The organism is Asanoa ishikariensis (assembly GCF_900107455.1).
Lineage (GTDB): Bacteria > Actinomycetota > Actinomycetes > Mycobacteriales > Micromonosporaceae > Asanoa > Asanoa ishikariensis.
In genome coordinates this window covers 2,567,259-2,592,891 of record NZ_FNQB01000001.1, presented here as the reverse complement: position 1 = coordinate 2,592,891, position 25,633 = coordinate 2,567,259, and the positions used below count along the sequence as shown (strand labels likewise).

The window sequence follows — 25,633 nt, the reverse complement described above, 5'->3', positions numbered from 1 at the left end:
CGCCGCCGTCAGCGTTGCCAGAACCGGATCAGCTCGCGGCCCAGTGCGTACAACTGGTCGGGAAGCCCGAGCCCGTCGCCCACGAAGAACACGAAGTCGAAGAAGTAACGGTTGATCTCCGGCTGCCACAGCAGCACGAACAGCAGGATGAAGCCGTAGGGCGCCAGGACGTTGTACATCCGCTGGGTGTTGGGCTTCAGCCAGGGCGTCAGCGCGTTGCCACCGTCGAGCCCGGGCACCGGGAGCAGGTTGAGCACGGTCGCGGTGAGCTGCAGGAAGGCCAGCAGCGCGACACCGGACCAGAACTCGAGGTGCAGCCAGACGTCCGGGTCGAACGCGAACGGGATCAGCAGCAGGAGCGTGCAGGCCAGGTTGACCGCCGGGCCGGCCAGGCTGATCAATGACTTGCGCAGCCGGCCCCGGATCGCCGCATGGTCGACCCAGACCGCGCCGCCGGGCAGGCCGATGCCGCCGAGCAGCACCACCAGCAACGGCAGGATGATCGACAGCAGGACGTTGCTGTACTTGAGCGGGTTGAGCGTCAGGTAGCCCCGGTGGGCCACATCCGTGTCCCCGGAGCGGTAGGCGACCAGGGCGTGCGCGTACTCGTGCAGGCACAGCGAGACCAGCCAGCCCGAGATGACGAACAGGAACACCGCGAAGCGCGGGGTGACCTGATGCCACGCCATGAACCCGCTGACGGCGAAGATCGCCACCAGCGCCAGGAAGATGCCGCTCGGCCGGAACGCCGCCCGGGGCAGGCCGAGCACCAACGGGTCGCCCCGGCGCCAATCGCTCATTCGCCCGCCGGTGCCAACGGCATCCGGTATTCGACCCTGTCATCCTCGGCAAGCGCGACGGTCGCCACACCGGCGCCGGCGAGGTCGCGCCAGGTCTGCCCGATCCAGGACTCGGCATCGGCCTGACTCCCGAACGTCTCGGCAGGACCGGTGACCGGCTTGCCGTCCGCTCCCTCGTACCGCCAGCTCCACGGCATCGTGTCGACTCCCCTCGTGATCCGGACAGCACACAGCCTAGTCGGGCGACCACCGCTACCCCGAGCCATAGCGCGCGCCCGTAAGGTACGGGGCATGTCCGTAGTCGGCTGGCGCTCCGTTCTCGTCCTCGGCGGGATCCGGTCCGGTAAGTCAGAGTTCGCTGAATCCCTGGTTGGCGAGGGCGGCCCTGTCCGTTATGTCGCCACCGGCTCCCCTGCCGGCCCGCGCGCCGACGGCACCGAGGACCCCGACTGGGACGCCCGGATCACCGCTCATCGGGATCGGCGGCCGGCGTCCTGGCCGACCGAGGAGACCGGCGCCGACCCGACCCGCCTGCTGGAGCTCATCTCCGCGGCCGAGGACGGCGAGACGCTGCTGGTCGACGATCTCGGCGGCTGGGTGACCGGGCTGATCGACCCCGAGCGGCAGCCCGCCGACGACGTGGCGACGATCGCCGACCTGGCCACCGCGGTACGCGAGAGCAAGGCGCGACTGATCCTGGTCAGCTCCGAGGTCGGCCTCTCCCTGGTGCCGCTGACCACGGTCGGGCGGGCCTACACCGACGCGCTGGGCGCCACGAACCAGGCGGTCGCCGGCGCGGCCGACGCGGTGGCACTCGTGGTCGCCGGCCAGGTCACCTGGCTGAAGCAGGCCGCCGCCGCGGTGGCCGCCCCCGCTGTAGCCGCCCCCGCCCCTGTTGCGACTGAGCCCGCGGCCACGCCTGTGGTGCCGGCCACGTCGCCGGAGGTGCTCACCCCCACGCCGGCACCGGCCGCGGCGGCCAACGGTTCCGGCACGGACGGGCAGCCGGCCTGGTCGGCGCCGACCATGACGCTGCCCGCGCTCGCCACCGGGCTGGTCATCCAGCAGGGCATGTCCCTGCCGATGCCCGACGAGTACACCCCGCCGCTGTCCCGCGAGCGGCTCGGCACCCTCGACCTGGGCGGCGCCGGCTTCGGCGGCCTGCAGCGGGTCGTCGAGTTCGCCGCCGCGACCCAGGGCCGCGCGGTGCCGCAGCCGTGGCGGAAGCCCCGCGTGGTGCTGATCCGGGGCGACCACAACGGCGGTGCCGCCGCCGGCACGCTGCCCGGCGAGTCCCGCCGGCGGGCCGACCAGGCCCGGGCCGGCGAAGGCCCGGTCGCCCGCCTGGCTGCCGCCGCGGGCGCCACCCTCCAGGTCGTCGACGCGCCCGCCTGCGCCGCCATGGAGGAGCGCGAGGTCCTGACGCTGGAAGAGGTCGAGTCGGCGCTGCGCTACGGCTGGCGGCTGGCTGAGGAGGCCTCGGACGACGGCGTCGACGTGCTGGTCCTGGGCGCCGTGGGCAGCGGCTCGGAGGCGGCCGCCGCGGCCGTCCTGGCCTCGACCACCGGCGCCGAGCCGGCCGCCGTCCTCGGCCGGGTCGTGGTGCCCGGCGCCGAGATCGACGACGACGCCTGGATGATCCGCTGCGCGGCGGTCCGCGACGCGATGCACCGCGTGCGGCGCAGCGCCCGCAGCGCCAAGCAGGTGCTGGTCGACGTCGGCGGTGGCGACATCGCGGTGGCCACCGGCCTGATCCTCGGCGCCGCCGCGCGCCGTGTCCCCGTGCTGCTCGACGGGCCGGTCGGCGTCGCCGCCGGCCTGGTCACCCGCGACCTGGCCGGCCAGGCCCGGCACTGGTGCCTGCTGCCCGACCACGGCAACGACCCGGCGGTCAAGCTCGGTGCCGACGTGCTCGGCCTGCAACCGGTGCTGGACCTGCGGCTCGGGCTCGGCGAGGGTGCCACCTCGCTGGCCGCCCTGCCGCTGCTGCGTTCCGCGCTCGCGCTGGCCGCCGGGCTGCCGGTGCACCCGGCCGTGGCGCCCGACGACGAGACGCTGGCCGCCGCGGACTCCTTCGACGAGCCGGCCGACCCGGCCGAGCTTCCGCCGTCGGCCTGGCAGGGCCACCCGGACCCGGACCCGGACCCGGACCCGGTCGACGCGACGGCCACGACCTGGTCGAACCCGTCCGCCGAGCCGACCTCGACCTGGCCCGTCCAGGCCGACGCGGTTCCCGCGCAGCGGGAGAACGACGACGACCACGCGGCCGGCAACGGCACCGCTCCGGTCGAGCCCGAGCGGAGGCCGTCCGCGCTGGAGACCTGGTTCGACGCCAAGCCGGAGCCCGCCGACACCGGAACGGACCAGCCGACCCGCGGTGCCTGACGGCCTGCGGCTCGCGCTGACCACCTTCACCGTCCTGCCGGTCCGCGCCGGCCGGGTCGACCGGTCCGCCGCGGCGACCGCGATGGGCCTGGCACCGCTGGTCGGCGCCGGCCTCGGTGCCGCGGCCGGTGGGGCGACCGCCCTGCTGCACGCCGGAGGCGCACCCGGGCTGGTCGCGGGCGCGGCCGGCGTCGGGCTGGCCGCCTTGCTGACCCGCGGCCTGCACCTGGACGGGCTCGCCGACACCGTCGACGGCCTCGGCTCCTATCGCTCCGGCCCGGCCGCGCTCGAGATCATGAAGCGCCCGGACATCGGCCCGTTCGGCGTGGTCGCGCTGGTCGTCGCCGTGCTGCTGCAGGCGGGCGCGCTGGGCGGGCTCTCCGGGACGGCCGCGGTGCTGGCCGGGACGGCCGCGTTCGCCACCGGGCGGGTCGCGGTGAGCTGGGCCTGCCGCCGAGGCGTGCCGGCGGCTCGGCCGGACGGGCTGGGCGCGCTGGTCGCCGGCACGGTCGGCACGCCCGCACTGGCCCTCGGGACCCTGTTGACGGCCGCCGTCGCGGTGCCCGCGGTGCCGGGGCGGCCGTGGCAGGGACCGCTGGCGGTGGCCGCCGGACTGGCGGCCAGCCTGCAGCTGGTGCGGCACGCCGTGCGTCGCTTCGGCGGGATCACCGGCGACGTGCTCGGCGCCGCGGTCGAAACCGCCGCCAGCGTGGCGCTCGTGGTGCTGGTGTTGCGCTAGCTAGCGCACGGACGGCGTGACGAACGGCGGCTTGACCACCTTCATCTCGGCCCGGCGGCCGCGGATGTCGACCTCGACGGTGTCGCCGTCCTTGAGCCCGGCGGCCGTGTCGAGCAGGGCCAGCGCGATGCCGACCTTCTTCGTGGGCGAGAACGTCCCACTGGTGATCTCGCCGATCGCCTCGTCGCCCACGTACACGGTCATGTGCGGGCGGGGGATCGCCCGGCCGACCGCCTCCAGGCCACGCAGCGTGCGGCGCGGTCCGGCGGCCTTCTCGGCCAGCAGCGGCTCGCGGCCCCAGAACTCCGGCTTGTTCCAGCCGACGGCCCAGCCGACCCGGCCCTGCACCGGCGTGATGTCCGGACCCAGGTCCTGACCGTGCAGCGCGTACCCCATCTCGGTGCGCAGCGTGTCCCGGGCGCCGAGACCGCACGGCAGGATGTCGAACGCCGCGCCGGCGGCGAGCACCGCGTCCCACACCGCGCCGGCCCCGGCCGCCGGCACGACCAGCTCGTAGCCGTGCTCGCCGGTGTAGCCGGTGCGGCAGACGACGAGGTCGACGCCCTCGACGGTGCCCGGCTCGAAGCTCATGTAGTCGTGCTCGGTCGGCAGGCCCAGCGCCGCGAGCACCGACGCGGACGACGGGCCCTGCACCGCGAAGATCGCGTGCCCGGTGTGCTCGTCGGTCACGGTCAGCCCGGCCGGCGCCGCCGCGGCCAGGCGGCGGACGACCTCGGCCGTGTTGGCCGCGTTGGGGATGAGGAAGACGTGGTCGTCGGCGTAGCGGTAGGCGATGATGTCGTCCACCACGCCACCGGTCGCCGGCTCGCAGCACAGCGTGTACTGCGCCTGGCCCGGACCGATCCGGTCGAGGTCGTTGGCCAGGGTGCTGTTGACGAACGCCGCCGCGCCCGCGCCGCGTACCCGGGCCTTGCCGAGGTGTGACACATCGAAGATGCCGACGCCCGTGCGCACCGCCGTGTGCTCGCGGATGACGCCGCCGCCCGGGTACTCCAGGGGCATCTCCCAGCCGCCGAACGACGCGAACTTCGCGCCGAGCGCGACGTGCCGGTCGTGGACGGGAGAAAGGAGCGGTACGGCGTCGGTCATGGGTGGCAACTTACCGGGATCGGTCCGGATGGTTAGCATCGGCGGGACAAGACGGCTCCGGGTCGGTAGGTTTCGGCCGCAGAGACCGTCCCCTGACCGGCCGGCCGTCATGAGCGGCCGCCCCGCAGCCCAGCCCGGAGCCGCCGCGTGACCGCGCCCTTGACCACCGACCTTCGCCTCGTCGACACCGACCCGGCCGAACTCACCACCGACGCGATCGTGATCGGCGTGCACAGCGTCGCCGACGCGGGTGGAGACGGCCCGCCGGGTCTGGCCGGCACGCTGCTGCTGGCCAGCGGCGCCGAGAGCATCGCCGCGGCGTTCGACGGCAAGCTCACGGAGACGTTGGCCCGGCTCGGTGCGTCCGGCGCGGCCGGCGAGGTGACCAAGGTCGCCACCCTCGGCACCGTCGCCGCCCCCGTGGTCGCGGTCGTCGGCCTCGGCCCGGAGCCGTCCGGAGCGGCCCCCGCGCCCGAGACGCTGCGCCGCGGCGCCGCCGCCGCGATCCGCTCCCTGGCCGGCAGCGCGTCGGTCGCGGTCTCGCTGCCGCTGCCGGACGACGAGGACGGCCCGGCCGCGCTGCGCGCGGTCGCCGAGGGCGCGCTGCTCGGCGCCTACAAGTTCGCCGGCTACAAGACCAAGCCGGCGCCCCGCGGGCCGGTCGGCGACATCGCCGTGCACGTGCCGGACGCCACCGACAAGACCGTGCAGGACGAGATCACCCGCGCCCAGGTGGTGGCCGGCGTGGTCGGGCTCTGCCGCGACTGGGTCAACTCCGCGCCCAACGAGCTTCGCCCGCCGCAGTTCGCCGACGCGGTCAGCGCGGCCGCGACGGCGGCCGGCCTCGAGGTCGAGGTGCTCGACGAGGAGCAGCTCAAGGCGGCCGGCTACGGCGGCATCCTCGCCGTGGGCCTCGGCTCGTCGGCGCCGCCGCGACTGGTCAAGCTGACCTACCGGCCGGTCGGCGACGGCGCCCGCAAGCGGGTCGCGCTGGTCGGCAAGGGCATCACCTTCGACACCGGCGGCGTGTCCATCAAGCCCGCGCAGGGCATGTGGGAGATGAAGAGCGACATGGCCGGCGCTGCCGCCGTCGCCGCGACGCTGCTCGCCGTCGCCGAGCTCAAGCCCGACGTCGAGGTCACCGGCTACCTGCCGATGGCGGAGAACATGCCGTCGGCCACCGCCTACCGGCCCGGCGACGTCGTGACGATGTTCAACGGCAAGAAGGTCGAGGTGCTCAACACCGACGCCGAGGGCCGGATGATCCTCGGTGACGCGATGGCCCGGGCCTGCGCCGACGGCTGTGACTACCTGTTCGAGACCTCGACGCTGACCGGCGGCCAGGTGATCGCGCTCGGCAAGCGGGTGGCCGGCGTGATGGGCACGCAGGAGATGTGCGAGCGGGTCCGCGACGCCGGCGACACCGTCGGCGAGGCGGCCTGGCCGATGCCGCTGCCCGACGACGTGCGCACCGGCATGGACTCCGACGTGGCCGACATCTCCCAGGTCAACGCCGTGATGGACCGAGCCGGCCACATGCTCCAGGGCGGCGTGTTCCTCCGCGAGTTCGTGGCCGAGGGCGTCCCGTGGGCGCACATCGACATCGCCGGGCCGAGCTACCACTCCGGCGAGCCGACCGGGCACTGGTCGAAGGGCGGCACCGGTGTGCCGGTCCGCACGCTGCTGGAACTGGTCGACCGGATCGCCGCCGAATAAGCGGACTCAAGTGAGAAGGCCCCATCGCGTACGCGGTGGGGCCTTTCTCGCTCAGGTCAGTTGGCGGCGCGCTTACGTCGCTCGTTGTAGTCACGCATGCGCTGCGGGTATCCGACCAGTCGCACGTCGTAAATGGGGATCGCCATCCGGTGCGCGAAACGACGGGCACCCTCAGGGCCCTCGACGCGGCGCCGGGTCCACTCGCCGTCGTGTGCGATCAGCATCACTGTGGTCTCCGTGACCGTCGTCTTCGGCTCGATGAACGCCTCGACGCCGCGGCGGGAGCGGACAAAGTTCTCAAGATGGTCGAGATCGGCCTGTGCGGTCGGCCTTCCCGACTGCCGACCGGGCGTTGCCTTCCGCCGTCGGAACCAGGACACCGACCCTCCCCTACGAAACGGACATCGAAGACTGCGGCAAGCGTACGTCCCAACGCCACATCGGCGGGTACCTCGTTACGCGGCCTGGCTCCACAAGTGACAAGATGGCCGAGGTAGACCGCGCGACCTGGGAGATGACTGTGAGCCAGCCGAACGACGCAACCTTCGACGTCGTGATCCTCGGAGGTGGCAGCGGCGGCTACGCGGCAGCGCTGCGTGCCGCACAACTCGACCTGTCCGTGGTGCTGATCGAGAAGGACAAGCTCGGCGGCACCTGCCTGCACCGGGGCTGCATCCCGACCAAGGCGCTGCTGCACGCCGGCGAGATCGCCGACCAGACCCGCGAGTCCGAGGCGTTCGGCGTCAAGGCCGAGCTGCTCGGCGTCGACATGGCCGGCGTCAACACCTACAAGGACGGCGTCGTCAGCCGCCTTTACAAGGGCCTCCAGGGCCTGGTCAAGGGCTCCAAGCTCATCACGTACGTCGAGGGTCACGGCACGCTCGTGGCCCCGAACGCCGTGGAGGTCGACGGCACCCGCTACACCGGGCGCAACGTCATCCTCGCGACGGGCTCCTACTCGCGGAGCCTGCCGGGCCTCGAGCTCGACGGCAAGCGGGTCATCTCCAGCGAGCACGCGCTCACCCTCGACCGGGTGCCCACCTCCGCGATCGTGCTGGGCGGCGGCGTCATCGGCGTCGAGTTCGCCAGCGCCTGGAAGTCCTTCGGCGCCGAGGTGACGATCGTCGAGGCACTGCCCCGCCTGGTCGCCGCCGAGGACGAGGACCTGTCCAAGGCGCTGGAGCGGGCCTACCGCAAGCGCGGCATCAACTTCAAGGTCGGCAAGCCCTTCGAGAAGGTCGAGCGCACCGAGAACGGCGTACGCGCGACGCTGGCGGGCGGCGAGACCATCGAGGCCGAGATCATGCTGGTCGCCGTCGGCCGTGGCCCGACGACCGCCAACCTCGGCTACGCGGAGCAGGGCGTCACGCTCGACCGCGGCTTCGTCACCACCGACGAGCGCCTGCGCACCAGCGTCCCCAACGTCTACGCCGTCGGCGACATCGTGCCCGGCCTGCAGCTCGCCCACCGCGGCTTCCAGCAGGGCATCTTCGTGGCCGAGGAGATCGCCGGGCTCAACCCGCCGGTCATCGACGAGGCCGGCATCCCCCGGGTCACCTACTCCGACCCGGAGCTCGCGTCCGTCGGGCTCACCGAGGCCAAGGCCAAGGAGCGCTACGGCGACGACAAGGTCACCGCCTACAACTACAACCTCGGCGGCAACGGCCGCAGCGCGATCCTCAAGACCCAGGGGTTCATCAAGGTCATCCGGGTGGACGACGGGCCCGTTGTGGGTATTCACATGGTCGGCGCACGGGTCGGCGAGTTGATCGCCGAGGCGCAGCTGATCTACAACTGGGAGGCCTACCCGGCCGAGGTCGCCCAGCTCATCCATCCGCACCCGACGCAGTCGGAGGCACTCGGCGAGGCCCACCTCGCCCTGGCCGGCAAGCCGCTGCACGCGCACGCCTGACGACCTCGGTCGCACGACAAAGGAGTCCTGAGAGAGATGCCGGTATCGGTCACCATGCCTCGCCTCGGCGAGAGCGTCACCGAGGGCACGGTCACCCGCTGGTTGAAGCAGGAGGGTGACACCGTCGAGGTCGATGAGCCGTTGCTGGAGGTCTCCACCGACAAGGTCGACACCGAGATCCCGTCGCCCGCCGCCGGCGTGCTCAGCCGGATCGTCGTCCGCGAGGACGAGACCGCCGACGTGGGCAGCGAGCTCGCGGTGATCGACGGCGACGGCGATGGCGCCGCTGCCCCGGCTCAGGAGTCGGCTCCGGCGGAGCAGGCGGCACCCGCCGCGGCCGCTGAGCCCGAGGCCGTGGAGCCCGAGGCCGTGGAGCCCGAGGCCGAGCCGGCCGAAGAGCCCGAGCCGCAGCCGGCGGCCGCGTCCGGCGACTCCGGGTCCGCCGGTGGCGATTCCACCGCGCTCACGATGCCGGCGCTCGGCGAGAGCGTCACCGAGGGCACGGTCACCCGCTGGCTCAAGGAGGTCGGCGACACCGTCGACGTCGACGAGCCGCTGCTCGAGGTCTCGACCGACAAGGTCGACACCGAGATCCCGTCGCCCGTCGCCGGCACGCTGCTCGAGATCAAGGTCCCCCAGGACGAGACCGCCGACGTCGGCGCCGTGCTCGCGCTGATCGGTGCGGCCGGGTCCGCCGGTGGCGGTGCTCCCGCGCCGACGGAGACCGTGCAGCCGGAGGCGAAGCCCAAGGAGGAGCCCGCACCCGCGGCGCAGAAGGCCCCCGAGCCCGCTCCGGCGAAGGCTCCGGCTCCTCGGCAGGCGCCGGCCCGCGAGCCCGCCCCGGCCGCGGCCGCTCCGGCCCGCCCGGCACCGTCCGCCGCTCCCAGCGGCGACGAGAGCAACGGCTACGTGACCCCGCTGGTCCGCAAGCTCGCCAGCGACCAGGGCGTCGACCTGTCGACGCTCAGCGGCACCGGCGTCGGTGGCCGCATCCGCAAGCAGGACGTGCTCGACGCCGCTGCCAAGGCCAAGGCCGAGGCGGAGGCCCGCGCGGCCGCTCCCGCCCCGGCTGCCGCCGCCAAGCCGGCCGCCGCACCCGCCGCCAAGGCGGCTCCGAGCCCGCTGCGCGGCCGGGTCGAGAAGCTGTCCCGCATCCGCCGCACGATCGCGACCCGCATGGTCGAGTCGCTGCAGGTCTCGGCCCAGCTCACCACGGTCGTCGAGGTCGACGTGACCCGCATCGCGCAGTTGCGCCAGCGGGCCAAGAACGACTTCCTGCAGCAGCACGGCGTCAAGCTGTCGTTCCTGCCGTTCTTCGCGCTCGCGTCGGTGGAGGCCCTGCGCACCCACCCGTCGGTCAACTCGAAGATCGACATGGAGGCCGGCGAGGTCACCTACTACGACGCCGAGCACCTGGCGGTCGCGGTCGACACCGAGAAGGGCCTGGTCGTCCCGGTCATCAAGGACGCGGGCGACCTCAACCTGGCCGGGCTGGCCAAGCGGATCGCCGACGTGGCCGACCGCACCCGCACCAACAAGATCAGCCCGGACGAGCTGTCCGGCGGCACGTTCACGCTGACCAACACCGGCAGCCGCGGCGCGCTGATCGACACCCCGATCATCAACCAGCCCCAGGTCGCCATCCTGGGCACCGGCGCGGTGGTCAAGCGGGCGGCCGTCATCAACGACCCCGACCTGGGCGAGGTCATCGTCCCGCGCTCGATGGTCTACCTCTCGCTGTCGTACGACCACCGGATCGTCGACGGCGCCGACGCGGCCCGCTTCCTGACCGCGATCAAGGAGCGGCTGGAGGCCGGCAACTTCGAGGCGGACCTCGGTCTCGCCTGAGCTGTCGTTTCGTGAAAGGCCCGGCTTCGGCCGGGCCTTTCGCTTTCCCGGGGTACGCGCGAGCATGTCCGGGTGTCCCGGCGACTGACGTTCCTGTTCGCCGTGGCCGCCGGCGTCGCGATCGGAAACCTCTACTGGGCGCAGCCCCTGCTGGACCTGGTCGCCGACGACCTGCACGCGTCGCCGTCCCGTGCCGGCTGGCTCATCACCGCGACCCAGGTCGGGTACGCCGTCGGCGTCCTGCTCATCGTCCCGCTCGGGGATGTGGTCGACCGGCGCAGGCTCGTACCCGGAATGCTGCTGTGCTCGTCCGTGGCATTGCTGCTCTGCGCGGTCGCGCCCACGATGGGTGTCCTGCTCGCGGCGATCGCCCTGCTCGGCCTGACCACGGTCGCGGGCCAGATCCTCACGCCGCTGGCCGGCGACCTGGCCTCTCCGACGCAGCGCGGCGAGGTGGTGGGCAAGGTCGGTTCGGGCATCCTGACCGGCATCCTCGCCGCCCGCACGATCAGCGGCCTCGTCGCCGGCAGCGCCGGCTGGCGCACCATCTACGTCTGCGCCGCGGTGGTCGTGGTGCTGCTCGCCGCTCTGCTCTTTCGGGCCCTCCCTCCGCTGGCGCCCAAGACCGCGCTGCCCTACCCGGCCCTGATCGCATCGGTGGCCACGGTCGCCCTGCGCGAACGCGCGGTCCGCTGGACGCTGGTGCTGGGCGCGACCGGCTTCGCGGTGTTCGCGATGTTCTGGACGGCGCTGACGTTCCGGCTCAGCTCACCCCCGTTCGACTACTCCGCCACGGTCATCGGCCTGTTCGGCCTCGCGGGCCTGTCCGGGGTGCTCGCCGGCCAGCGCGGCGGCCGCCTGCACGACCGCGGCTGGTCCCTCCCGGCCACCGGCGCCGCATGGCTGCTGGCCCTGCTGTCGTTCGTCCTGGTGGGTCTCGCGGGCCGCTCCATCGTCCTGCTGGTGGTCGGGATCGTCGCCCTCGACGCGGCCCTGCAGACCGCTTCGCTGCTCAACCGCGCCCGCCTCTTCGACATCTCCCACGACGCCCGCAGCCGCATCAACACGGCCTTCGTCGTCAGCAACTTCATCGGCGGCGGTCTCGGCTCGGCGGCGGCGACGGTGCTGTGGTCCGCCGGTGGTTGGCCAGCGATCACGACGGCCGGCATCGCGCTGTCCGGTCTGGCCCTGACCGTCTGGGCGGCCGGCCGCCGGGGTGCACTCGTGACGCTGTCCCACGCGTGAAAGGCCTTTTCATGTCGGGGGCCAGCAGGCGAGCATGGCGGGGTGCAACCCTCGCCGCCGGTCATGGACCGCCGACTGACGTTCCTGTTCGCCGTGACCGCCGGTGCCGCCGTCGGCAACCTCTACTGGGCGCAGCCGCTGCTCGACGTAATCGCCGAGGATCTGGGCGCGTCCACCACCGGCGCGGGCTGGTTGGTCACCGCCACCCAGGTCGGCTACGCCGTCGGCGTCCTGTTCGTCGTGCCGCTCGGCGACATCCTCGACCGCCGCCGGCTGGTGCCGGCGATGCTGCTCTGCTCCGCGGTCGCGCTGCTGTTCTGCGCCCTCGCGCCGACCATCGGCCTGTTGCTGGCCGCCGTCACCCTGGTCGGGCTGACGACGGTGTCGGGCCAGCTCCTCACCCCGCTGGCCAGCGACCTGGCTCCGCCGGAACGCCGGGGCCAGGTGGTCGGCGTCGTCGCGTCCGGCATCCTCACGGGCATCCTCGCCTCGCGTACGGTGAGCGGCCTGGTCGCCGATGCCGCCGGCTGGCGGGCCATCTTCGCCATGGCCGCGGTCGTCGCGGTCCTGTTCGCCGTCCTGCTGTTCCGGGCCCTCCCGCCGCTGAAGCCGAAGGCCCACCTGCCGTATCCCGCCCTGATCGCGTCGGTCGCGACGGTCGCCTTCCGCGAGCGCACGGTGCGCTGGACGTTGGTCCTCGGCGCGACCGGCTTCGCGGCGTTCTCGATGTTCTGGACGGCATTGACGTTCCTGCTGTCCGCACCGCCGTTCAGCTACCCGGTCTCCGTCATCGGCCTCTTCGGACTCGCCGGCCTGGCCAGCGTGATCGCCGCGCAGCGCGCCGGCAGCCTGCACGACCGGGGTTGGTCGCTGCCCGCCACCGGCGCCGCCTGGCTCCTCGTACTCGTCGCGTTCGTGGTCGCTGGTTTCGCGGGCCGATCGGTCACCCTCGTGCTCGTCGTGGTCGTCGCCCTGGACGCCGCGCTGCAGACACTCGCCATCCTCAACCAGACCAGGGTCTTCGCCGTCTCCCACGAGGCCCGCAGCCGGATCAACACGGCGTACGTGGTCAGCAACTTCGTCGGCGCCGCCCTCGGCTCGGCGGCCGCGACCACACTGTGGACGGCCGGCGGTTGGTCCGCGGTGACCACCACCGGCGTCGTGTTGAGCTGCTTCGCGCTGACCGTCTGGGCGGCCGGCCGCCGCAGCGCCCTCGTCGTGGCCACCGCGACCCGATGACGCGCCGCCTGACCGTCCTGTTCGCCGTCACGGCCGGCGTGGCGGTCGGCAACCTCTACTGGGCGCAGCCGCTGCTCCACCTGATCGCCGACGACCTGTCGGTCTCCACCGCGACCGCGGGGTGGCTCGTCACCACCACCCAACTCGGCTATGCGGTCGCCGTGCTGCTGATCGTCCCGCTCGGCGACGTGCGCGACCGCCGCCGCCTGCTGCCCGCCCTGCTGTTCTGCTGCACGGCCGCGCTGCTGGCATGCGCGGTGGCGCCGACGATCGGCGTCCTGCTGGTCGCCACCACGCTGCTCGGTCTGACCACCATGGCCGCACCCATCCTGATCCCGCTGGCCAGCGACCTGGCGCAGCCGGAACGCCGGGGCCAGGTGGTCGGCACGGTCGTGTCGGGAGTGCTGACCGGCATTCTCGCCGCCCGCACGATCAGCGGCCTGCTCGCCGCCGCCGCGGGCTGGCGCGCGGTCTTCGCCGTCGCGGCCCTGGCCACGGCGACCCTCGCGGTGGTCCTGCACCGCGCGTTGCCGCCCCTGCCGCCGAAGCAGACCATCAGGTACCCGGAGCTGATCGCCTCGATCCCCGCGGTGGCGTTCGGCGACCGCACGGTCCGCTGGACGCTGGCCCTGACCGCTCTTGGCTTCGCGGCCTTCGTCATGTTCTGGACGGCGCTGACGTTCCTGCTGAGCGCCCCGCCGTTCGACTACCCGGTCTCGGTCATCGGCCTGTTCGGGCTGGCCGGCCTGGCCGGCGCGGTCGCCGCCCGCAACGCCGGCCGCCTGCACGACGCGGGCCGCTCCGTCCCCGCGACCGGGGCCGCGTGGCTGGTCATCCTGGTCGCCTTCGGGGTGGCCGCCGTCGCCGGCGATTCCGCGGTGCTGCTGGTCGTGGCGATCGTCGCGCTGGACGTGGCCTTCCAGAGCGCATCGATCCTCAACCAGATCCGGATCCTCGCGGTCTCGGAGACGGCCCGCAGCCGCCTGAACACGGCGTACGTCGTGGCCTGCTTCGCCGGCGGCGCGCTTGGTTCCGCGCTCGCCACCGCCCTCTGGCCGGTGGGCGGCTGGCCGGCCGTCACCACGGCGGGCCTGTTGACGAGCGTCGCGGCCCTGACCGTGTGGGCCGTCGGTGCCGGAAAGGGGACTTCTCCGGCCCACACCGCCTGGTCCATAGTCGACGGGTGGCGGAAAAGCTGACCTACGCGTACGCGGCACGCCTCCTCGGCGGCGGCGAGAGCAAGTTGGTCAAGGCCCTCGACCTGGTCACCGGCGGCCTCCTGCTCGGCCTGTCGGTTCCCGCACCCGGGGTGCTGAGCCTGTTCGACGCCAAGTCCGAGTTCATCCGCCTGTCGCACGAGCTTGTCCGGAAGGCATCGGAACGCCGCAGCGGCCTGTCCCGCTACGACCGCACCCAACGCTTCGAGGCCGCCCACACGGTGATCGTCGTCGCGGCGTTCTTCGAGGCGCTGCACGAGGCCGACCTTCCTTTCTCCGCCGCCGACCTCGAGCTGACCCCGGGCGAACAGTTGACGATCGCCACGGGCCGTGCCTTCCGTGAGCTGTTCACCTCCGAACCGCCGATTCCGTTGGCCCACTTCGGCCATGACAGCAACCTGCGGGTCGTGGCGGTCTTCTACGAGGACATGTGCGTGAACCTGCGCCTTTTCGTCAGCCAGCTCGCGGTGTGGGAACGGTTGCCCGGGCGCGACGAGAGGGATTTCCCGACGCGGCTCGAAGCGCTGCCCGAGGCCGCCTGTCGCCGGTACTCCGAGCTCCTGCGGCAGCTCGTCGTGGACTTCCCGGAGGTCGGCTTCTGGATCAATCTGGGCCAGCACACGCAGACCCGCACAGAGGTACGGGCGCTGCGGGCCGGACTGGAACGGCTTGAGGACGCGTTGACCCGAAGCTCCACCGGCGACTCCCCCGACGCCCGGCGAAGCGCGCTCGCCCGCGTCTATCGGGCGGAGCTGGATCTTCCCGTTGTGACCGGCGGCGACGTGCCCGACAACCTCAAGGTGCCCACGCTCGGCACCGCCTACCTCGCGCCGCGGTTCCGGGTCGGTGACGCCGACTCGGCCGACAAGCCGAACGAGGAAGGCTGGTGGGAACGGCACGAGATCCGCGACGACTTCGACGAGTTCCTCGTCGGGCACCTCACCTCCAGGACCGCTCTCACGGCTCCGCTGCTCGTGCTCGGCCAGCCAGGCTCCGGGAAGTCGGTTCTCACCAAGGTGCTCGCCGCCCGTCTGCCACCGGCGGACTTCATGCCGGTCCGGGTGCCCTTGCGGGACGTGCACGCGGCCGCCGACCTGCACGAACAGCTCGAACAGGCGATCCGGAAGACTACCGGCGAACGGCTGGAGTGGTCGACCCTCGCGGCCTCGGCCGGCGGCGCCCTGCCGGTCGTGCTGCTCGACGGCTTCGACGAGCTGCTCCAGGCGGTCGGCGTCAGTCACACGGACTACCTGCGGAAAGTGGCCGATTTCCAACGCCTGGAGGAGGTCCGGGGCCGGCCCGTCGCCGTGGTGGTCACGAGCCGCACGGCGGTCGCCGACCGGGCGTACGTGCCCACCGGAACGGTTCTGCTCCGGCTGGAGCCGTTCGACGAGCCGAGGATCGAGGCGTGGCTGGACCTATGGAACGGCCTCAACGCGGCGTCGTTCCGCTCCGCGGGCGTCGCACCGCTGTCGGCCGGTTCCGTCCTGGCCCAGCGCGACCTGGCGGCAGCCGCTGCTCCTGCTGATGCTCGCGATCTACGACGCGGACAGCAACGCGTTGCAGAAGCTCGGTCCGGACATCGGGCGGTACGAGCTCTACGAACGCCTGCTCACCACGTTCGCCCGCCGCGAGATCGAGAAGCATCGCGCGGGCCTGTCCGAAGCCGACCTACGCGTCGCCGTCGAGGAGGAGCTGCGCACGCTGTCGGTCGTGGCCTTCGCGATGCACAACCGCGGCAACCTCTGGGTCACGCAGGAGGAGCTGCAGTCGGACCTCCCGGCGTTGTTCGGCATCCCCCGGGTGCCGACGCCGGGCACGGACCTGCGCGTCCCGCTGCGTGCCGCGGAGTTGATGGTCGGCCGGTTCTTCTTCGTGCACCGCGCGCGGGCGGAGGCCGGTGCCGACGACCGCCGCGAGACGTACGAGTTCCTGCACGCGACCTTCGGCGAGTTCCTGGTCGCCCGCCTCACCTGCCAGGTCCTCCAGAACCTGGCGGCACAGGAGAAGGCGACCATGATGCCGCTGGCCGCGGCGCCGGTCGACGACGACCTGCTGCACGCGCTGCTCTCCTACACACCGCTGACCTTCTCGACGGCCATCCCTGGCTTCATCGAGGAGAAGCTCGCCACGGACGACGGGTTGGCCGGCCTCACGACCCGCCTGTACCTGGCGGCCGGAACGGCCCCCGCCGCCCGTCGCTACGGCGACTACCGCCCCCAACGCCTGCCGGACGCGGCCCGGTTCGCCGCGTACAGCGCGAACCTCGTGCTGCTGCAACTGTGCGCGGTCCGGGAGGTCCGGTACTCGCGGCTCTGCCCCGCCGGCGCCGACGTGGTGGACACCTGGCGCCGCCAGGCCCTGCTGTGGCGTTCCCAGCTCGCCGCCGATCCGTGGGGCAGTTTGGTCGCGGTCGTCCGCGTCGAACGCGGCTGGAGCGACGGCCGCCGCGAGCTCCGTCTCACCTGGGCCGGCGAGCAGGACCCGCCGAGCCTCGATCCATACTGGACATACGACGTCCCGCCCGGCGACGCCCGCGGAGACCACGCCTTCACGCACTGGAACGACGGCCCGGACGCGTTCCTCAGCCGGGCTCGTTTCGAGTGCGAGCGCATCGACGACGTCATCGGCCACGCGATCGAACCGCTGGTGCGCCCGCTCGGCGTGAGCCTGCACAGCTTCGCGGTCTGGTCCCCCGACAACCGGTCATCCGCCGCGCACCTGCTGCTGGACGCCTGGCTGATCCCGACGCGAGAGCTCACTTCCGGCGAACGGCAGGTGGCGTACGAACGGGCTGCCATGGCCGCGACCTACGACTGGCCGATGTGGGGCAGCCAGCAGCGGTTGGACTTCGCCAGGTTGCTCCTCGACCGGATCACGACCGACGACCACGCCCCGGCGGCGCTCGCCACGGAAGTGGTGCGAAGGCTCGCGGCGGACCCTGACCTCGAGTTCCAGGAGTCCCTGCCGAACCCGTTCGTCAGATGCCTGCTGGCGTTGATCGGACGGGATCGCGAGACCGACCCGATCCTCTTCGGAATCCTCTCCCGCTATGTGCGGAGCTACGCGTACGTCTTGAGCCCGCCCAGGGACCTCCTCGTCATCGAGGCGGTGGTGCGTTTCCATGAGCTCGGGTTCGCGGGCGGCCTGCTCGTCGAGAACGCACGGATGGAGAACTGGGCCGACACGTTGGCCGCACGTCCGGACCTGGCCCGGCGCCTCGACGCGATGCGGACCGGCCTAGCGACCGACGGCGTCGCCGACCTGGGTGCGTGAGGTGACGCCCAGCTTGTGCAGGATGTTGCTGACGTGGACCGCGGCCGTCTTGGGTGAGATGTAGAGGCGCCGCGCGAGCTCCGCGTTGGTCAGGCCGTCGGCGATGAGCAACGCGACCTCACGCTCCCGTGGTGTCAACGCCGCCGCACCGGTGACCCCGCGCTCTCCGTCACGCGGGGTGAGGCCGAGCTGGTCGCGGACCCGGTCGAGGGCGGCCACCCGCCACCCGCCCCAGCGGGCCAGCAGCTCGCTCGCGCGAGCAGCCTCGGCGGCGGCGACGCCAGGCCGATCGAGCGCCAGCGCACACCGCGCCGCACCCACCGCCGCGCTCCCCCGCACGGACGGCGGCAGGATCAACGACCCGCAGACGGCCTGATAGCCGGCCAGCGCGTCGGGCAGGCGCCCAGCCACCTCGGCGAGCTGCGCGTCGACCAGGGTCCGGTAGTCGTCCCAGACGTTGTCGTCGAGGAGCGCGCGGGTGAGCTGGGTCAGCCGCTCCCCCGGCAGGCCGCCCTCGATGGCCGCCGCCAGCAGGTCGTGCGCCTGGGAGCCGCTGCGCCAGCTCTGGTCGGCCACCGCGGCCAGCACTTCGTCGAGCAACGCGGGAACGTCGCCGGCGCCGGTGCGCCGGCAGGCCAGGTGGAAGGCCAGACCCGGCACCGTCAACGGCTCGACCGTCGGGCCGGAACGGAGCGACTCGATGATGGTCGCGACCCCGTCGTGGGAGCCCAACTCGAGGTAGAGGCCCGCCAGGAACACCGCGTGGTAGTCGGCCCAGCGACCCCGCCGCAGGTAGCTGCGGTCGCGCTCGCGGCCCTGCTCCAGCGCGGCGATCGCGCGGCCCAGGTCACCTTCGCGCACCGCGATCCGGGCCTGGCCCTGGAAGTAGGCCGCGACGGCCAGCGACTCGAAGCCCGCCCGCTCGGCGTCGACCCGCATGCGTTCGAGGAGCTCGGCGTGCTCGGCCGGGGAGTTGGGCGGCACGCCCTGGACCAGCTCGTTGAGGGCGCGGGCGGCCAGCACCCACTCGCCCGCCTTCTCGGCCTCGTCGACCAGGCCCGCCAGGATGGCCTGGCCCTCCGCCGCGGTGGACGGCCACTCGGTCATCGCCAGGCCCTTTTCGACCAGCGCCGCCAGGCGGACGCGGGGCAGGTCGAGCTCCTCGGCGAGGGCCAGCGCGCGGTCGGCCCAGGCGACGGCCTCGGCGGTCTCGTCGCGCAGCATCGACGACTGGGCCACGGCGGTCATCGCGAGTGCCTGGTCGGCGCCGGGCGGCAGCTCGGCGATCAGCAGCTCGACCTCGTGGGTCAGCTCGTCCATCTCGGCGACCTCGTCGGCCTCCCAGGCGAGCCGGATCATCAGGTAGAGCGCGTCGTTGCGGTCGGTGGCCGAGCGGGCCCGGTCGCGCCAGCGGCGGGCGTAGCCGATCGCGTCGGGCAGCAGGCCGGCCAGCCAGGCCGCGCGGGCGGCGCCGGCCAGCAGCGACGGGTCTTCGGCGTCTTCGGCCAGGCCCATCTCGGCCAGCTCGAGCGCCTGGTAGGCCGAGCCGATCGACAGGTAGAGCGCGACGCCCTTGCGGGCCGCTGCCAGCATGTCTTCGTAGCGCCCGGCCGCCTGGGCGTGGTGCGCGAGCATCGCCGGGTCGTGCGGCAAGCGGCCCTCGGTGTCGGCGAGCAACGCCTCCAGGGCCGCCTCGTGCAGCCGGCGGCGCTGGCGGCCGATCAGGTGGCCGGCGATCGCCTCGCGGAGCAGGGCGTGCCGGAAGCTGAACTCGTCGTCGCCGGTCTCGACCAGCACGTCGCGGGCGACCAGGGCGCCCAGCGCGCGGATCAGCTCGTCTTCGCCGGCGCCGGTCACCGCGGCCAGCAGGTCGAAGTGCACCCGGTGGCCGAGCACGGAGGCGGCCTCGACGATGCGGCGCTGCTCGGACTCGAGGTCGTCGACCTGCCGGCGGAGGACCTCGGCCAGGCTCCACGGCAGGGGCTGCTCGTAGACGGCTTCGAGGTCGTCGCTCTCGTGGCCGCGGAGCAGCTCTTCGAGGAAGAACGGGTTGCCGCCGGTGCGCTGGTGCAGGGCGGCGACCGCACGCGGCGGTGCGGGGCGGCCGGTGACGGCGGCGAGCAGGGTGGCGGTGTCGGCCTCGTCGAACGGGTGCAGGTCGAGCCGGGTCAGCGAGTGGCGGCGGCCGAGCCGGGCGAGCAGCGCCGTCACCGGGTCGCGGCCGGTCACCTCGGCGGGCCGGAAGGAGCCGATCAGCACCTGCGGACCCTCGATGTCGGCGATGCGCTCGAAGAGCGCGGCGCTCTCGGAGTCGGCCCAGTGCAGGTCTTCGAAGACGATCACCGCGGGTCGGCCGGCGATCAGCTCGGTCACCAGGCGGACGCCGCTGTGCAGGCGCTCGACGGGGCTGCGGGCGGAGTCGCCGAGCTCGGCCAGCAGGGCGGGGTCGACCCCGTCGCGGCCGTCGAGGGCGTCCATCAGCACCTCGTAGGGCCGCGACAGCGAACCCGGCTCGGCCTGGCCGACCAACACCACGGCGTCGGCGTCGAGAGTGGACAGCAGCTCGCGGACGAGTCGCGTCTTGCCGACGCCGGGCTCGCCGGCGATCATGGCCACGCCGGATCGGCGGGCCGCGACCAGCTTTCGTAGCTGGCGCAACTCGCGATCGCGCCCGATCATCACCGGGCTGGCGCCTCCCCGCGTCGTCCGCACGCCGACAGGCTACCCGTGGGCACCGACAACTCCGCAGCCCGCGAAAACCGGGGGAGAATGCCGGCATGCGGATTCTCATGGCCGGCGCGTCCGGCTTTCTCGGCAACCGGCTCATCACCGGCCCGCTGCGCGGCCACGAGATCGTCCGGCTGGTGCGGCGGGCGCCGCGCGGCGCGGACGAGATCCGCTGGACGCCCGCGTCCGGCCAGCTCGACCCGGCCGCCCTCGACGGCGTCGACGCGGTGATCAACCTGTCCGGCGCCAACATCGGCGACCAACGCTGGACCCCGGCCTTCCGGCGGCTGCTGCGGGACAGCCGGGTCGAGCCGACCCGCACGCTCGCGGAAGCGATCGCCAAGCACAGCCAGCGCCCCATGACCTTCATCAGCGCGAGTGGCATCAACATCTACGGCGACACCGGCGACCGGGTGGTCGACGAGTCCGACACGCCCGGCGAGGGCTTCTTCCCCGATCTGTGCCGGGTCTGGGAGGCGTCGACCCGGCCGGCCGAGCAGGCCGGTGTGCGGGTGGTCCTGCTGCGCAGCGGCGTACCCCTGGAGAAGGACGAAGGTTTTCTCAAGCCGCAGATGCTCCCGTTCCGCCTGGGCATCGGCGGTCCGATCGCCGGCGGCCGGCAGTGGGTGCCGTGGATCTCGCTGGACGACTGGCTGCGGGCCGTGGGCTTCGTGCTCACCGAGCGCACCGACCTCACCGGCCCGGTCAACGTCTGCGCTCCCGTGCCGGTGACCAACGCCGAGTTCACCAAGGCGTTCGGCGCGGCATTGCACCGCCCGGCGTTGCTGCCGGTGCCCGAGTTCGGTGTGCGGCTGGTCGTGGGCGGCGTGGCCGAACTAGCTGTAATGAGCACGCGTGCCGTGCCGGGCGTGTTGAGCCGAGCCGGTTTTACGTTCCGACACCAGGACGTCCGTTCCGCGCTCACGGAGGCCCTGACGGATCGGTGACTGCCTATTCGGCAGACTGCGCAACCGCGCCCGAATAGCCTGACCGCATGTCGGCGGCATCGGGCGACAACAACGCGCTTTCGCTGTTGGCGTGCGTGTTGTTCGTCCTGGGAGTGGTGATAGTCGCGTTGGCGGTGGCCCGCCGTCGCGCGGGCGACCGCGCCCGGCCCCGGCACCGCCTCGGTCGCGACTCCGGCCACACGGGCCACCGCCGCCGCAGGAACCTCTTCCGGCGCGAACGGCAGCGCGCGGAGCAGGCGGCGGCGGAGCAGGCCGCCGAGCCGGTCGCGACCGCTCCGCCGGAGCCCGTGCACATCTTCGACGAACCGCCCGCGTCGGCCTGGGCGCCGCCGGACCAGGGCGGCTGGGCACCGAGCGTCGACACCGGCGGCACGACCCAACCGGCCGGCCCGGCGGGTCCGGCCGAGCGCGCCGGTCCGCGCGACGACGCCGACACCCTCGACCTCGGCGGCGACCTGCCCACGGCCCGGCTGCTCGCGCAGGCGGACGCGGCGCTGGTCGCCGCCGACAACGCCCTGTCGACCAGCGAGCAGGAGCTCGCGTTCGCGCAGGCCCAGCACGGCCGGGACGCGACGGTGGCGTTCGTCGAGGCGGTCACCGCCGCCCGGGCCGACGTCGCCGAGGCGTTCCGGATCCGGCAGCACCTCGACGACCACGAGCCCGAGGACGAGTTCAGCCGGCGGCGCGTGCTGCGGGCGATCGTCGAGCACTGCGCGGCGGCCGGCCAGCGCCTGGACGCCCGGGCCGAGCCGTTCGAGTTGCTCCGGTCCAGCGAGGAGGCGCGCCTCGGCGGCCGGTTGACGGTCCGCCGGGACGAGGCCCGGACCCGGCTGACGGTCGCGGGCACGACCTGGAAGGAGCTGGCCGCGGCGTACGCGGACAGCGCGCTGCGGCCGATCGCCGACAACCTGGCGCAGGCGGCCGCCCGGATCGACTTCGCCGGCGCCGAGATCGAGCAGGAGGGCCGCCGGACCGGCCTGCGGACCGCCCAGCAGGCGCTCGGCCAGGCCGAGGCGTTGCTGGACGCGCTGGACACCTACGCCGCCGACCTGGCCACCGCCGAGGACGCCGCGGCCGAGCTCCTCGCGGACCTGCACGCCGAGGTCGCGGCCGGCAAGGCGGTGCTGGCGATGGCCGGCCGCCCGCCCGGCAACGCGCGGGGCGACAAGGTCGGGCTGGCCGCCGACGTGACCCGGGCCGACGAGGCCGCCAGCGCCCTGGCCACCGAGCTCGCGGAGGCGCGACCGGACCCGGTGGCCGGCCTTCGACGGCTGGAGGCGGCCTCCGGGCCGCTGGGCGAGTCGCTCGGCGCGGTCCGCGACCCGTCCTCCCGCGTCTCGCACGCCCGCGAGCAGCTCGACCAGGCGATGTTCGCGGCCCGCGCCACGATCGACGCGGCGGCCGGCTTCCTGGTCACCCGGCGCGGCGCGGTCGGCGCCCGGGCCCGCACCCGGCTCTTCGCCGCCCGCTGCGAGCTGGGCCAGGCGGCCGTGGCCACCGAGGCGGAACCGGTGGAGGCCCTGGCCGCCGCCCGCGCGGCCGAGTCGCTGGCGAACCAGTCGCTGGCCGCGGCCCGCGCCGACGTGGAGCGCTGGACACCGCCCACGGCCGAGGGTCTCGAGTGCGCGCTGCTCGGCGGCATCGTGCACGCGCCGGACCAGACCGGCCGCCCGTACGGCAGCCGCTTCGGCGGCCCCGGCACCAGAGACCGGGACCGCGCGGCGTAAAGCGGGCTTCAGCAGCCGACCACCCAGTAATTCTGGCCGGTCTGCCGCAGGGCGTTCGTCTGGAACACGTTGTAGAGGCCCATCGCCTGGTTGGAGCCTCGGGCGTACACGTAGCCGAGCTGTTGGTAGGCCCGTCCGGCGGACACGTGCGCGTAGTTGGTGGCGGTGACGCAGGGACCGGAGGTCGGAGGCGGGGTGGTCGTGGGCGGTGTGGTCGGCCCGCCGGTGTTCAACCCGAAGAACGTCGCGTCGTGGTACGCGGAGCAGATGGTGTCCAGGAAGTACGCCGCCGCCGTGCCGCACTGGTCGGCCGCGCTGCCGGGATCGACCGGCGTGCCGTGCCCCATCCCGGAGACCCGGTAGACCCGCACCTGGTCGTTGCCGTAGCGCTCCAGCGTGGTCCCACCGGTCAGCGCGGAGGTGCCGGTCGGGCTCGCGGAGATGCCGAGCACGTTGGTCCACTGGTCACGCGACTCGTTGGCGTTCGCGGTCGCGACCGTGAAGTCGGAGGTGCCGTGCCAGACGGCCACCTTCGGCCGGGCGCCGGTGTAACCGGAGTACGCGCCGCGGACCAGGTCGCCCCACTGCGCCGGTGTCTTGTCGACGCCCGGGTTCATGCAACTGAACGCGTTGACCATGCTGGTGGCGCAGCGGTACGGGATGCCGGCGACCACCGAGCCCGCCGCGAACACGTCCGGGTACGTGGCGAGCATGACCGCGCTCATCGCACCGCCGGCCGACAGCCCGCTGACGTAGACCCGGTTGGCCGCGGTGCCCCAGGTGCTCACCGCGTACGCGACCATGGCGCGGATCGAGGCCGCCTCGCCCTGTCCCCGGCTGATGTCGCCGGTCTCGAACCAGTTGAAGCACGACGTCGAGTTGTTGCCGCTGTTCTGCTGCGGGATGACGAGCGCGAACCGCCACCGGTCGGCGAACGTACGCCAGCCGCTGTTGGTGAAGTAGCCGTTGGCGTCCTGGCCGCAGCCGTGCAGCAGCACCACGGCCGGCGCGCCGCTGGGCAGGCCGTCGGGCCGGTACGCGTACATGGCCAGGTTTCCGGGGTTGGACCCGAAGCCGCTGACCGGGGAGAGCTGTGCCGCCTGCGCGGGCGCGGCCAGCGCGAGCACAGCCGCGACGACCAGCGCCGCGCCGGCGGCACAGAGGGACAGGATTCGTTTGGTCACGGGGACCTCCCTCTAGGTGTTTCAGGGAGGTTATGATTCGCGACCGTCGATATGACATGGCCGGCGAACCCACAACCCGTCGACCCGGAATGTGGCGTGGCTAACAGTCCCGGAGCTCGGGTGACTGGTTGCGGAGCTGGGCGCGCGGCGAGACGAACTCGCGGTAGTCGGCGCCGTCCACCATGGCCGGCGGGAACGCGGCGACCCGGTGGCAGTTCTGGAACGCCAGCTTGACGGCGAAGTGCCGCTCCAGCGCCCCCCGGATCGCGTCGCTGGCCAGCGCGCGCAGCAACTGGCCACGCTCGGCCTCGCTCGGCGGCGGCACGGCGTGCTCCGCGAGATCGGTGTCAGCTCGGGACGCGACGTCGGAGACGACCTCCCAGGCGTACGGCAGGGACGTGCGCACGCAGTCGACGAAGTCGGCGTCGTCGACGGGGCCGGCTTCGGCGCGGTCGAGCAGGTCGGTGGGAACGGTCAGGGACATGACTCTCTCCTCAGTGGACGAGCAGGTGGTGGTCACCCAGCACGAAGTCCGGGTCGATCTGGTCGGTCAGGTCCGCGCCGGCCCGGTCGTTGGCCCAGGCGGTCGCGTTGCGCCGGTGGAACTCGGCGGCCTGCCGGGCGTACGACGGCCAGTCCTTCTCCGCGGCGTCGGCGGCACCGCGAAGCAGGTGCAGGGCCGCGTGGTTGTCCGGCTCCAGGGCGTCCAGCGACCGCACCTCGCCGCGCTCCGCCGCCCGCACCCAGTCGGAGCGGCCGAACCAGGTCAGCAGGTCGGCACCGGCGTGCGCGCGGAGGAACTCCACGTCCGACGCGTCGGCCACCTTGTTGCCGACCACGTGCACCCGCACGTCGTGGTCCCGGGCGTAGCCGAGGTACTGCCGGTAGACCCCGACGCTGCGCAGGGTCGGCTCGCAGACCAGGAACGTCGCGTCGAAGCGGGTGAACAGCCCGGACGCGAACGAGTCGGCGCCGGCGGTCATGTCCACCACGACGTACTCCCCCGGGCCGTCGACCAGGTGGTTGAGCAGAAGCTCGACCGCGCCGACCTTGCTGTGGTAGCAGGCGACTCCCAGGTCCCGCTCCGCGAACGGCCCGGTCACCGCGAGCCGCACGCCCCGCACCTGACGGACCGTCGCGTCGTACACGGGATTGCTGCCGGCGACGGTGAGCAGACGCGAGCCGCGACCCGGGGGCGTGGTCTTGACCATCGCGGCGGCGGACGCGATCCGCGGGTTGTCGCCGCGCAGGTACTCCTTGAGCTCCGTCAGGTGGTCACCCAGCGCCGGAAGCACCGCGTCCTCGCCTCCGCCGAGCGCGGCGGCGAGGTGCTGGTTGATGTCGGCGTCGACGGCGAGCAGCGGCGGGCGGTCCGGCGCCGCGGCCAGGTGGCGGGCGAGCAGGGCGGCCAGCGTCGTCTTGCCGCTGCCGCCTTTCCCGACGAAGGCGATTTTCATAGTGATATTGGAAGTCATTTTCAATAAGTTCACAAACAACGGGCGCTTCCTGGGCGTGTCGTCCCGATTGGTAGCCTCCGCCC

The 25,633-nt window shown here is 73.1% G+C and carries 19 protein-coding genes and 1 pseudogene; 12 read left to right on the top strand and 8 right to left on the bottom strand.

From position 1 onward, the window contains the following. Positions 1-8 precede the first annotated feature (8 nt). Together BLV39_RS12230 and BLV39_RS12225 are read right to left on the bottom strand one after the other, a co-directional pair. Entirely contained in the window at positions 9-800 is a 792-nt protein-coding gene (locus BLV39_RS12230) for a site-2 protease family protein (protein WP_090790294.1), read from the bottom strand. Then, the gene (locus BLV39_RS12225) at positions 797-997 is read right to left on the bottom strand and encodes a hypothetical protein (RefSeq protein WP_089251232.1); all 201 of its coding nucleotides are present in this window, start codon (positions 995-997) and stop codon (positions 797-799) included. The genes BLV39_RS12230 and BLV39_RS12225 overlap by 4 nt, the downstream gene beginning before the upstream one ends. A 94-nt stretch (positions 998-1,091) precedes the next feature. On the opposite strand from BLV39_RS12225, the gene BLV39_RS12220 reads away from it, so the two are divergent. Both BLV39_RS12220 and BLV39_RS12215 read left to right on the top strand, forming a co-directional pair. After that, positions 1,092-3,185, top strand: a complete 2,094-nt coding sequence (locus BLV39_RS12220) for a bifunctional adenosylcobinamide kinase/adenosylcobinamide-phosphate guanylyltransferase (RefSeq protein WP_090790291.1) — start codon at positions 1,092-1,094, stop codon at positions 3,183-3,185. Next, positions 3,178-3,924, top strand: coding sequence for an adenosylcobinamide-GDP ribazoletransferase (locus BLV39_RS12215; protein WP_090790289.1), 747 nt, complete (start codon positions 3,178-3,180; stop codon positions 3,922-3,924). The genes BLV39_RS12220 and BLV39_RS12215 overlap by 8 nt, the downstream gene beginning before the upstream one ends. Here BLV39_RS12215 and gcvT read toward each other — a convergent pair whose 3' ends face one another. After that, entirely contained in the window at positions 3,925-5,034 is a 1,110-nt protein-coding gene (gcvT, locus tag BLV39_RS12210) for a glycine cleavage system aminomethyltransferase GcvT (protein ID WP_239083926.1), read from the bottom strand. Between the two features lie 147 nt (positions 5,035-5,181). Here gcvT and BLV39_RS12205 point away from each other — a divergent pair, with 147 nt between their 5' ends. Continuing rightward, positions 5,182-6,750 (top strand): leucyl aminopeptidase, encoded by a 1,569-nt coding sequence (locus BLV39_RS12205; protein WP_090790285.1) that lies wholly within the window; start codon positions 5,182-5,184, stop codon positions 6,748-6,750. A 56-nt stretch (positions 6,751-6,806) separates the two neighbouring features. On the opposite strand, the gene BLV39_RS12200 is transcribed toward BLV39_RS12205, so the two are convergent. After that, positions 6,807-7,130 (bottom strand): hypothetical protein, encoded by a 324-nt coding sequence (locus tag BLV39_RS12200; protein ID WP_090790283.1) that lies wholly within the window; start codon positions 7,128-7,130, stop codon positions 6,807-6,809. 104 nt (positions 7,131-7,234) lie between these two features. Here BLV39_RS12200 and lpdA point away from each other — a divergent pair, with 104 nt between their 5' ends. The 7 genes and pseudogenes from lpdA to BLV39_RS12170 all read left to right on the top strand — a co-directional run bounded on the left by lpdA (position 7,235) and on the right by BLV39_RS12170 (position 17,487). Further along, the gene (lpdA, locus tag BLV39_RS12195; protein ID WP_176984871.1) at positions 7,235-8,662 is read left to right on the top strand and encodes a dihydrolipoyl dehydrogenase; all 1,428 of its coding nucleotides are present in this window, start codon (positions 7,235-7,237) and stop codon (positions 8,660-8,662) included. Positions 8,663-8,698: 36 nt separating this feature from the next. Further along, complete coding sequence (gene sucB / locus BLV39_RS12190; protein ID WP_090790281.1) at positions 8,699-10,510, top strand: 2-oxoglutarate dehydrogenase, E2 component, dihydrolipoamide succinyltransferase; 1,812 nt, start codon at positions 8,699-8,701, stop codon at positions 10,508-10,510. 72 nt (positions 10,511-10,582) lie between these two features. Further along, positions 10,583-11,755 carry an MFS transporter gene (locus BLV39_RS12185; RefSeq protein ID WP_090790279.1) on the top strand — a complete coding sequence of 391 codons (1,173 nt, stop codon included), beginning with the start codon at positions 10,583-10,585 and terminating at the stop codon, positions 11,753-11,755. A 42-nt stretch (positions 11,756-11,797) separates the two neighbouring features. Next, complete coding sequence (locus BLV39_RS12180; protein ID WP_239083927.1) at positions 11,798-12,994, top strand: MFS transporter; 1,197 nt, start codon at positions 11,798-11,800, stop codon at positions 12,992-12,994. Further along, on the top strand, positions 12,991-14,193 hold the full coding sequence (locus BLV39_RS12175; protein WP_090790274.1) for an MFS transporter: 1,203 nt from the start codon (positions 12,991-12,993) through the stop codon (positions 14,191-14,193). The genes BLV39_RS12180 and BLV39_RS12175 overlap by 4 nt, the downstream gene beginning before the upstream one ends. Continuing rightward, positions 14,115-14,765: pseudogene (locus BLV39_RS45105) on the top strand (NACHT N-terminal helical domain 7-containing protein); the annotation flags it as partial. The gene BLV39_RS12175 and the pseudogene BLV39_RS45105, both read left to right, overlap by 79 nt. 973 nt (positions 14,766-15,738) lie before the next feature. Beyond that, positions 15,739-17,487 (top strand): NACHT domain-containing protein, encoded by a 1,749-nt coding sequence (locus BLV39_RS12170; RefSeq protein WP_090790272.1) that lies wholly within the window; start codon positions 15,739-15,741, stop codon positions 17,485-17,487. On the opposite strand, the gene BLV39_RS44765 is transcribed toward BLV39_RS12170, so the two are convergent. Next, a complete protein-coding gene (locus BLV39_RS44765) occupies positions 17,452-20,199 on the bottom strand; it encodes an ATP-binding protein (protein WP_275414299.1) in 2,748 nt (915 codons plus the stop codon). The two genes, BLV39_RS12170 and BLV39_RS44765, sit on opposite strands and share 36 nt — an antisense overlap. Positions 20,200-20,264: 65 nt before the next feature. On the opposite strand from BLV39_RS44765, the gene BLV39_RS12160 reads away from it, so the two are divergent. Next, the gene (locus BLV39_RS12160; RefSeq protein WP_090790268.1) at positions 20,265-21,161 is read left to right on the top strand and encodes a TIGR01777 family oxidoreductase; all 897 of its coding nucleotides are present in this window, start codon (positions 20,265-20,267) and stop codon (positions 21,159-21,161) included. Between the two features lie 47 nt (positions 21,162-21,208). After that, positions 21,209-22,909: a hypothetical protein gene (locus tag BLV39_RS12155; protein ID WP_090790266.1), complete on the top strand. Its 1,701-nt coding sequence runs from the start codon at positions 21,209-21,211 to the stop codon at positions 22,907-22,909. Between the two features lie 8 nt (positions 22,910-22,917). Here the strand turns inward: BLV39_RS12155 and BLV39_RS12150 are convergent, their stop codons facing one another. From BLV39_RS12150 to BLV39_RS12140, 3 genes are all read right to left on the bottom strand, one after another. Beyond that, entirely contained in the window at positions 22,918-24,093 is a 1,176-nt protein-coding gene (locus tag BLV39_RS12150; RefSeq protein ID WP_373315407.1) for an extracellular catalytic domain type 1 short-chain-length polyhydroxyalkanoate depolymerase, read from the bottom strand. A 100-nt stretch (positions 24,094-24,193) separates the two neighbouring features. Further along, entirely contained in the window at positions 24,194-24,577 is a 384-nt protein-coding gene (locus tag BLV39_RS12145; RefSeq protein WP_090790265.1) for an SCO5389 family protein, read from the bottom strand. Between the two features lie 10 nt (positions 24,578-24,587). Continuing rightward, entirely contained in the window at positions 24,588-25,550 is a 963-nt protein-coding gene (locus BLV39_RS12140) for an ATP-binding protein (protein WP_090790263.1), read from the bottom strand. Positions 25,551-25,633 lie beyond the last annotated feature (83 nt).

What these genes read in the sequence shown, in the direction of transcription:
- BLV39_RS12230 (WP_090790294.1), bottom strand. Translation starts at nt 800, where the DNA reads ATGAGCGATTGGCGCCGGGGCGACCCGTTGGTGCTCGGCCTGCCCCGG.
- BLV39_RS12225 (WP_089251232.1), bottom strand. Translation starts at nt 997, where the DNA reads ATGCCGTGGAGCTGGCGGTACGAGGGAGCGGACGGCAAGCCGGTCACC.
- BLV39_RS12220 (WP_090790291.1), top strand. Translation starts at nt 1,092, where the DNA reads ATGTCCGTAGTCGGCTGGCGCTCCGTTCTCGTCCTCGGCGGGATCCGG.
- gcvT (WP_239083926.1), bottom strand. Translation starts at nt 5,034, where the DNA reads ATGACCGACGCCGTACCGCTCCTTTCTCCCGTCCACGACCGGCACGTC.
- lpdA (WP_176984871.1), top strand. Translation starts at nt 7,235, where the DNA reads ATGGCCGAGGTAGACCGCGCGACCTGGGAGATGACTGTGAGCCAGCCG.
- sucB (WP_090790281.1), top strand. Translation starts at nt 8,699, where the DNA reads ATGCCGGTATCGGTCACCATGCCTCGCCTCGGCGAGAGCGTCACCGAG.
- BLV39_RS12175 (WP_090790274.1), top strand. Translation starts at nt 12,991, where the DNA reads ATGACGCGCCGCCTGACCGTCCTGTTCGCCGTCACGGCCGGCGTGGCG.
- BLV39_RS12170 (WP_090790272.1), top strand. Translation starts at nt 15,739, where the DNA reads ATGCTCGCGATCTACGACGCGGACAGCAACGCGTTGCAGAAGCTCGGT.
- BLV39_RS12160 (WP_090790268.1), top strand. Translation starts at nt 20,265, where the DNA reads ATGCGGATTCTCATGGCCGGCGCGTCCGGCTTTCTCGGCAACCGGCTC.
- BLV39_RS12155 (WP_090790266.1), top strand. Translation starts at nt 21,209, where the DNA reads ATGTCGGCGGCATCGGGCGACAACAACGCGCTTTCGCTGTTGGCGTGC.
- BLV39_RS12145 (WP_090790265.1), bottom strand. Translation starts at nt 24,577, where the DNA reads ATGTCCCTGACCGTTCCCACCGACCTGCTCGACCGCGCCGAAGCCGGC.
- BLV39_RS12140 (WP_090790263.1), bottom strand. Translation starts at nt 25,550, where the DNA reads ATGAAAATCGCCTTCGTCGGGAAAGGCGGCAGCGGCAAGACGACGCTG.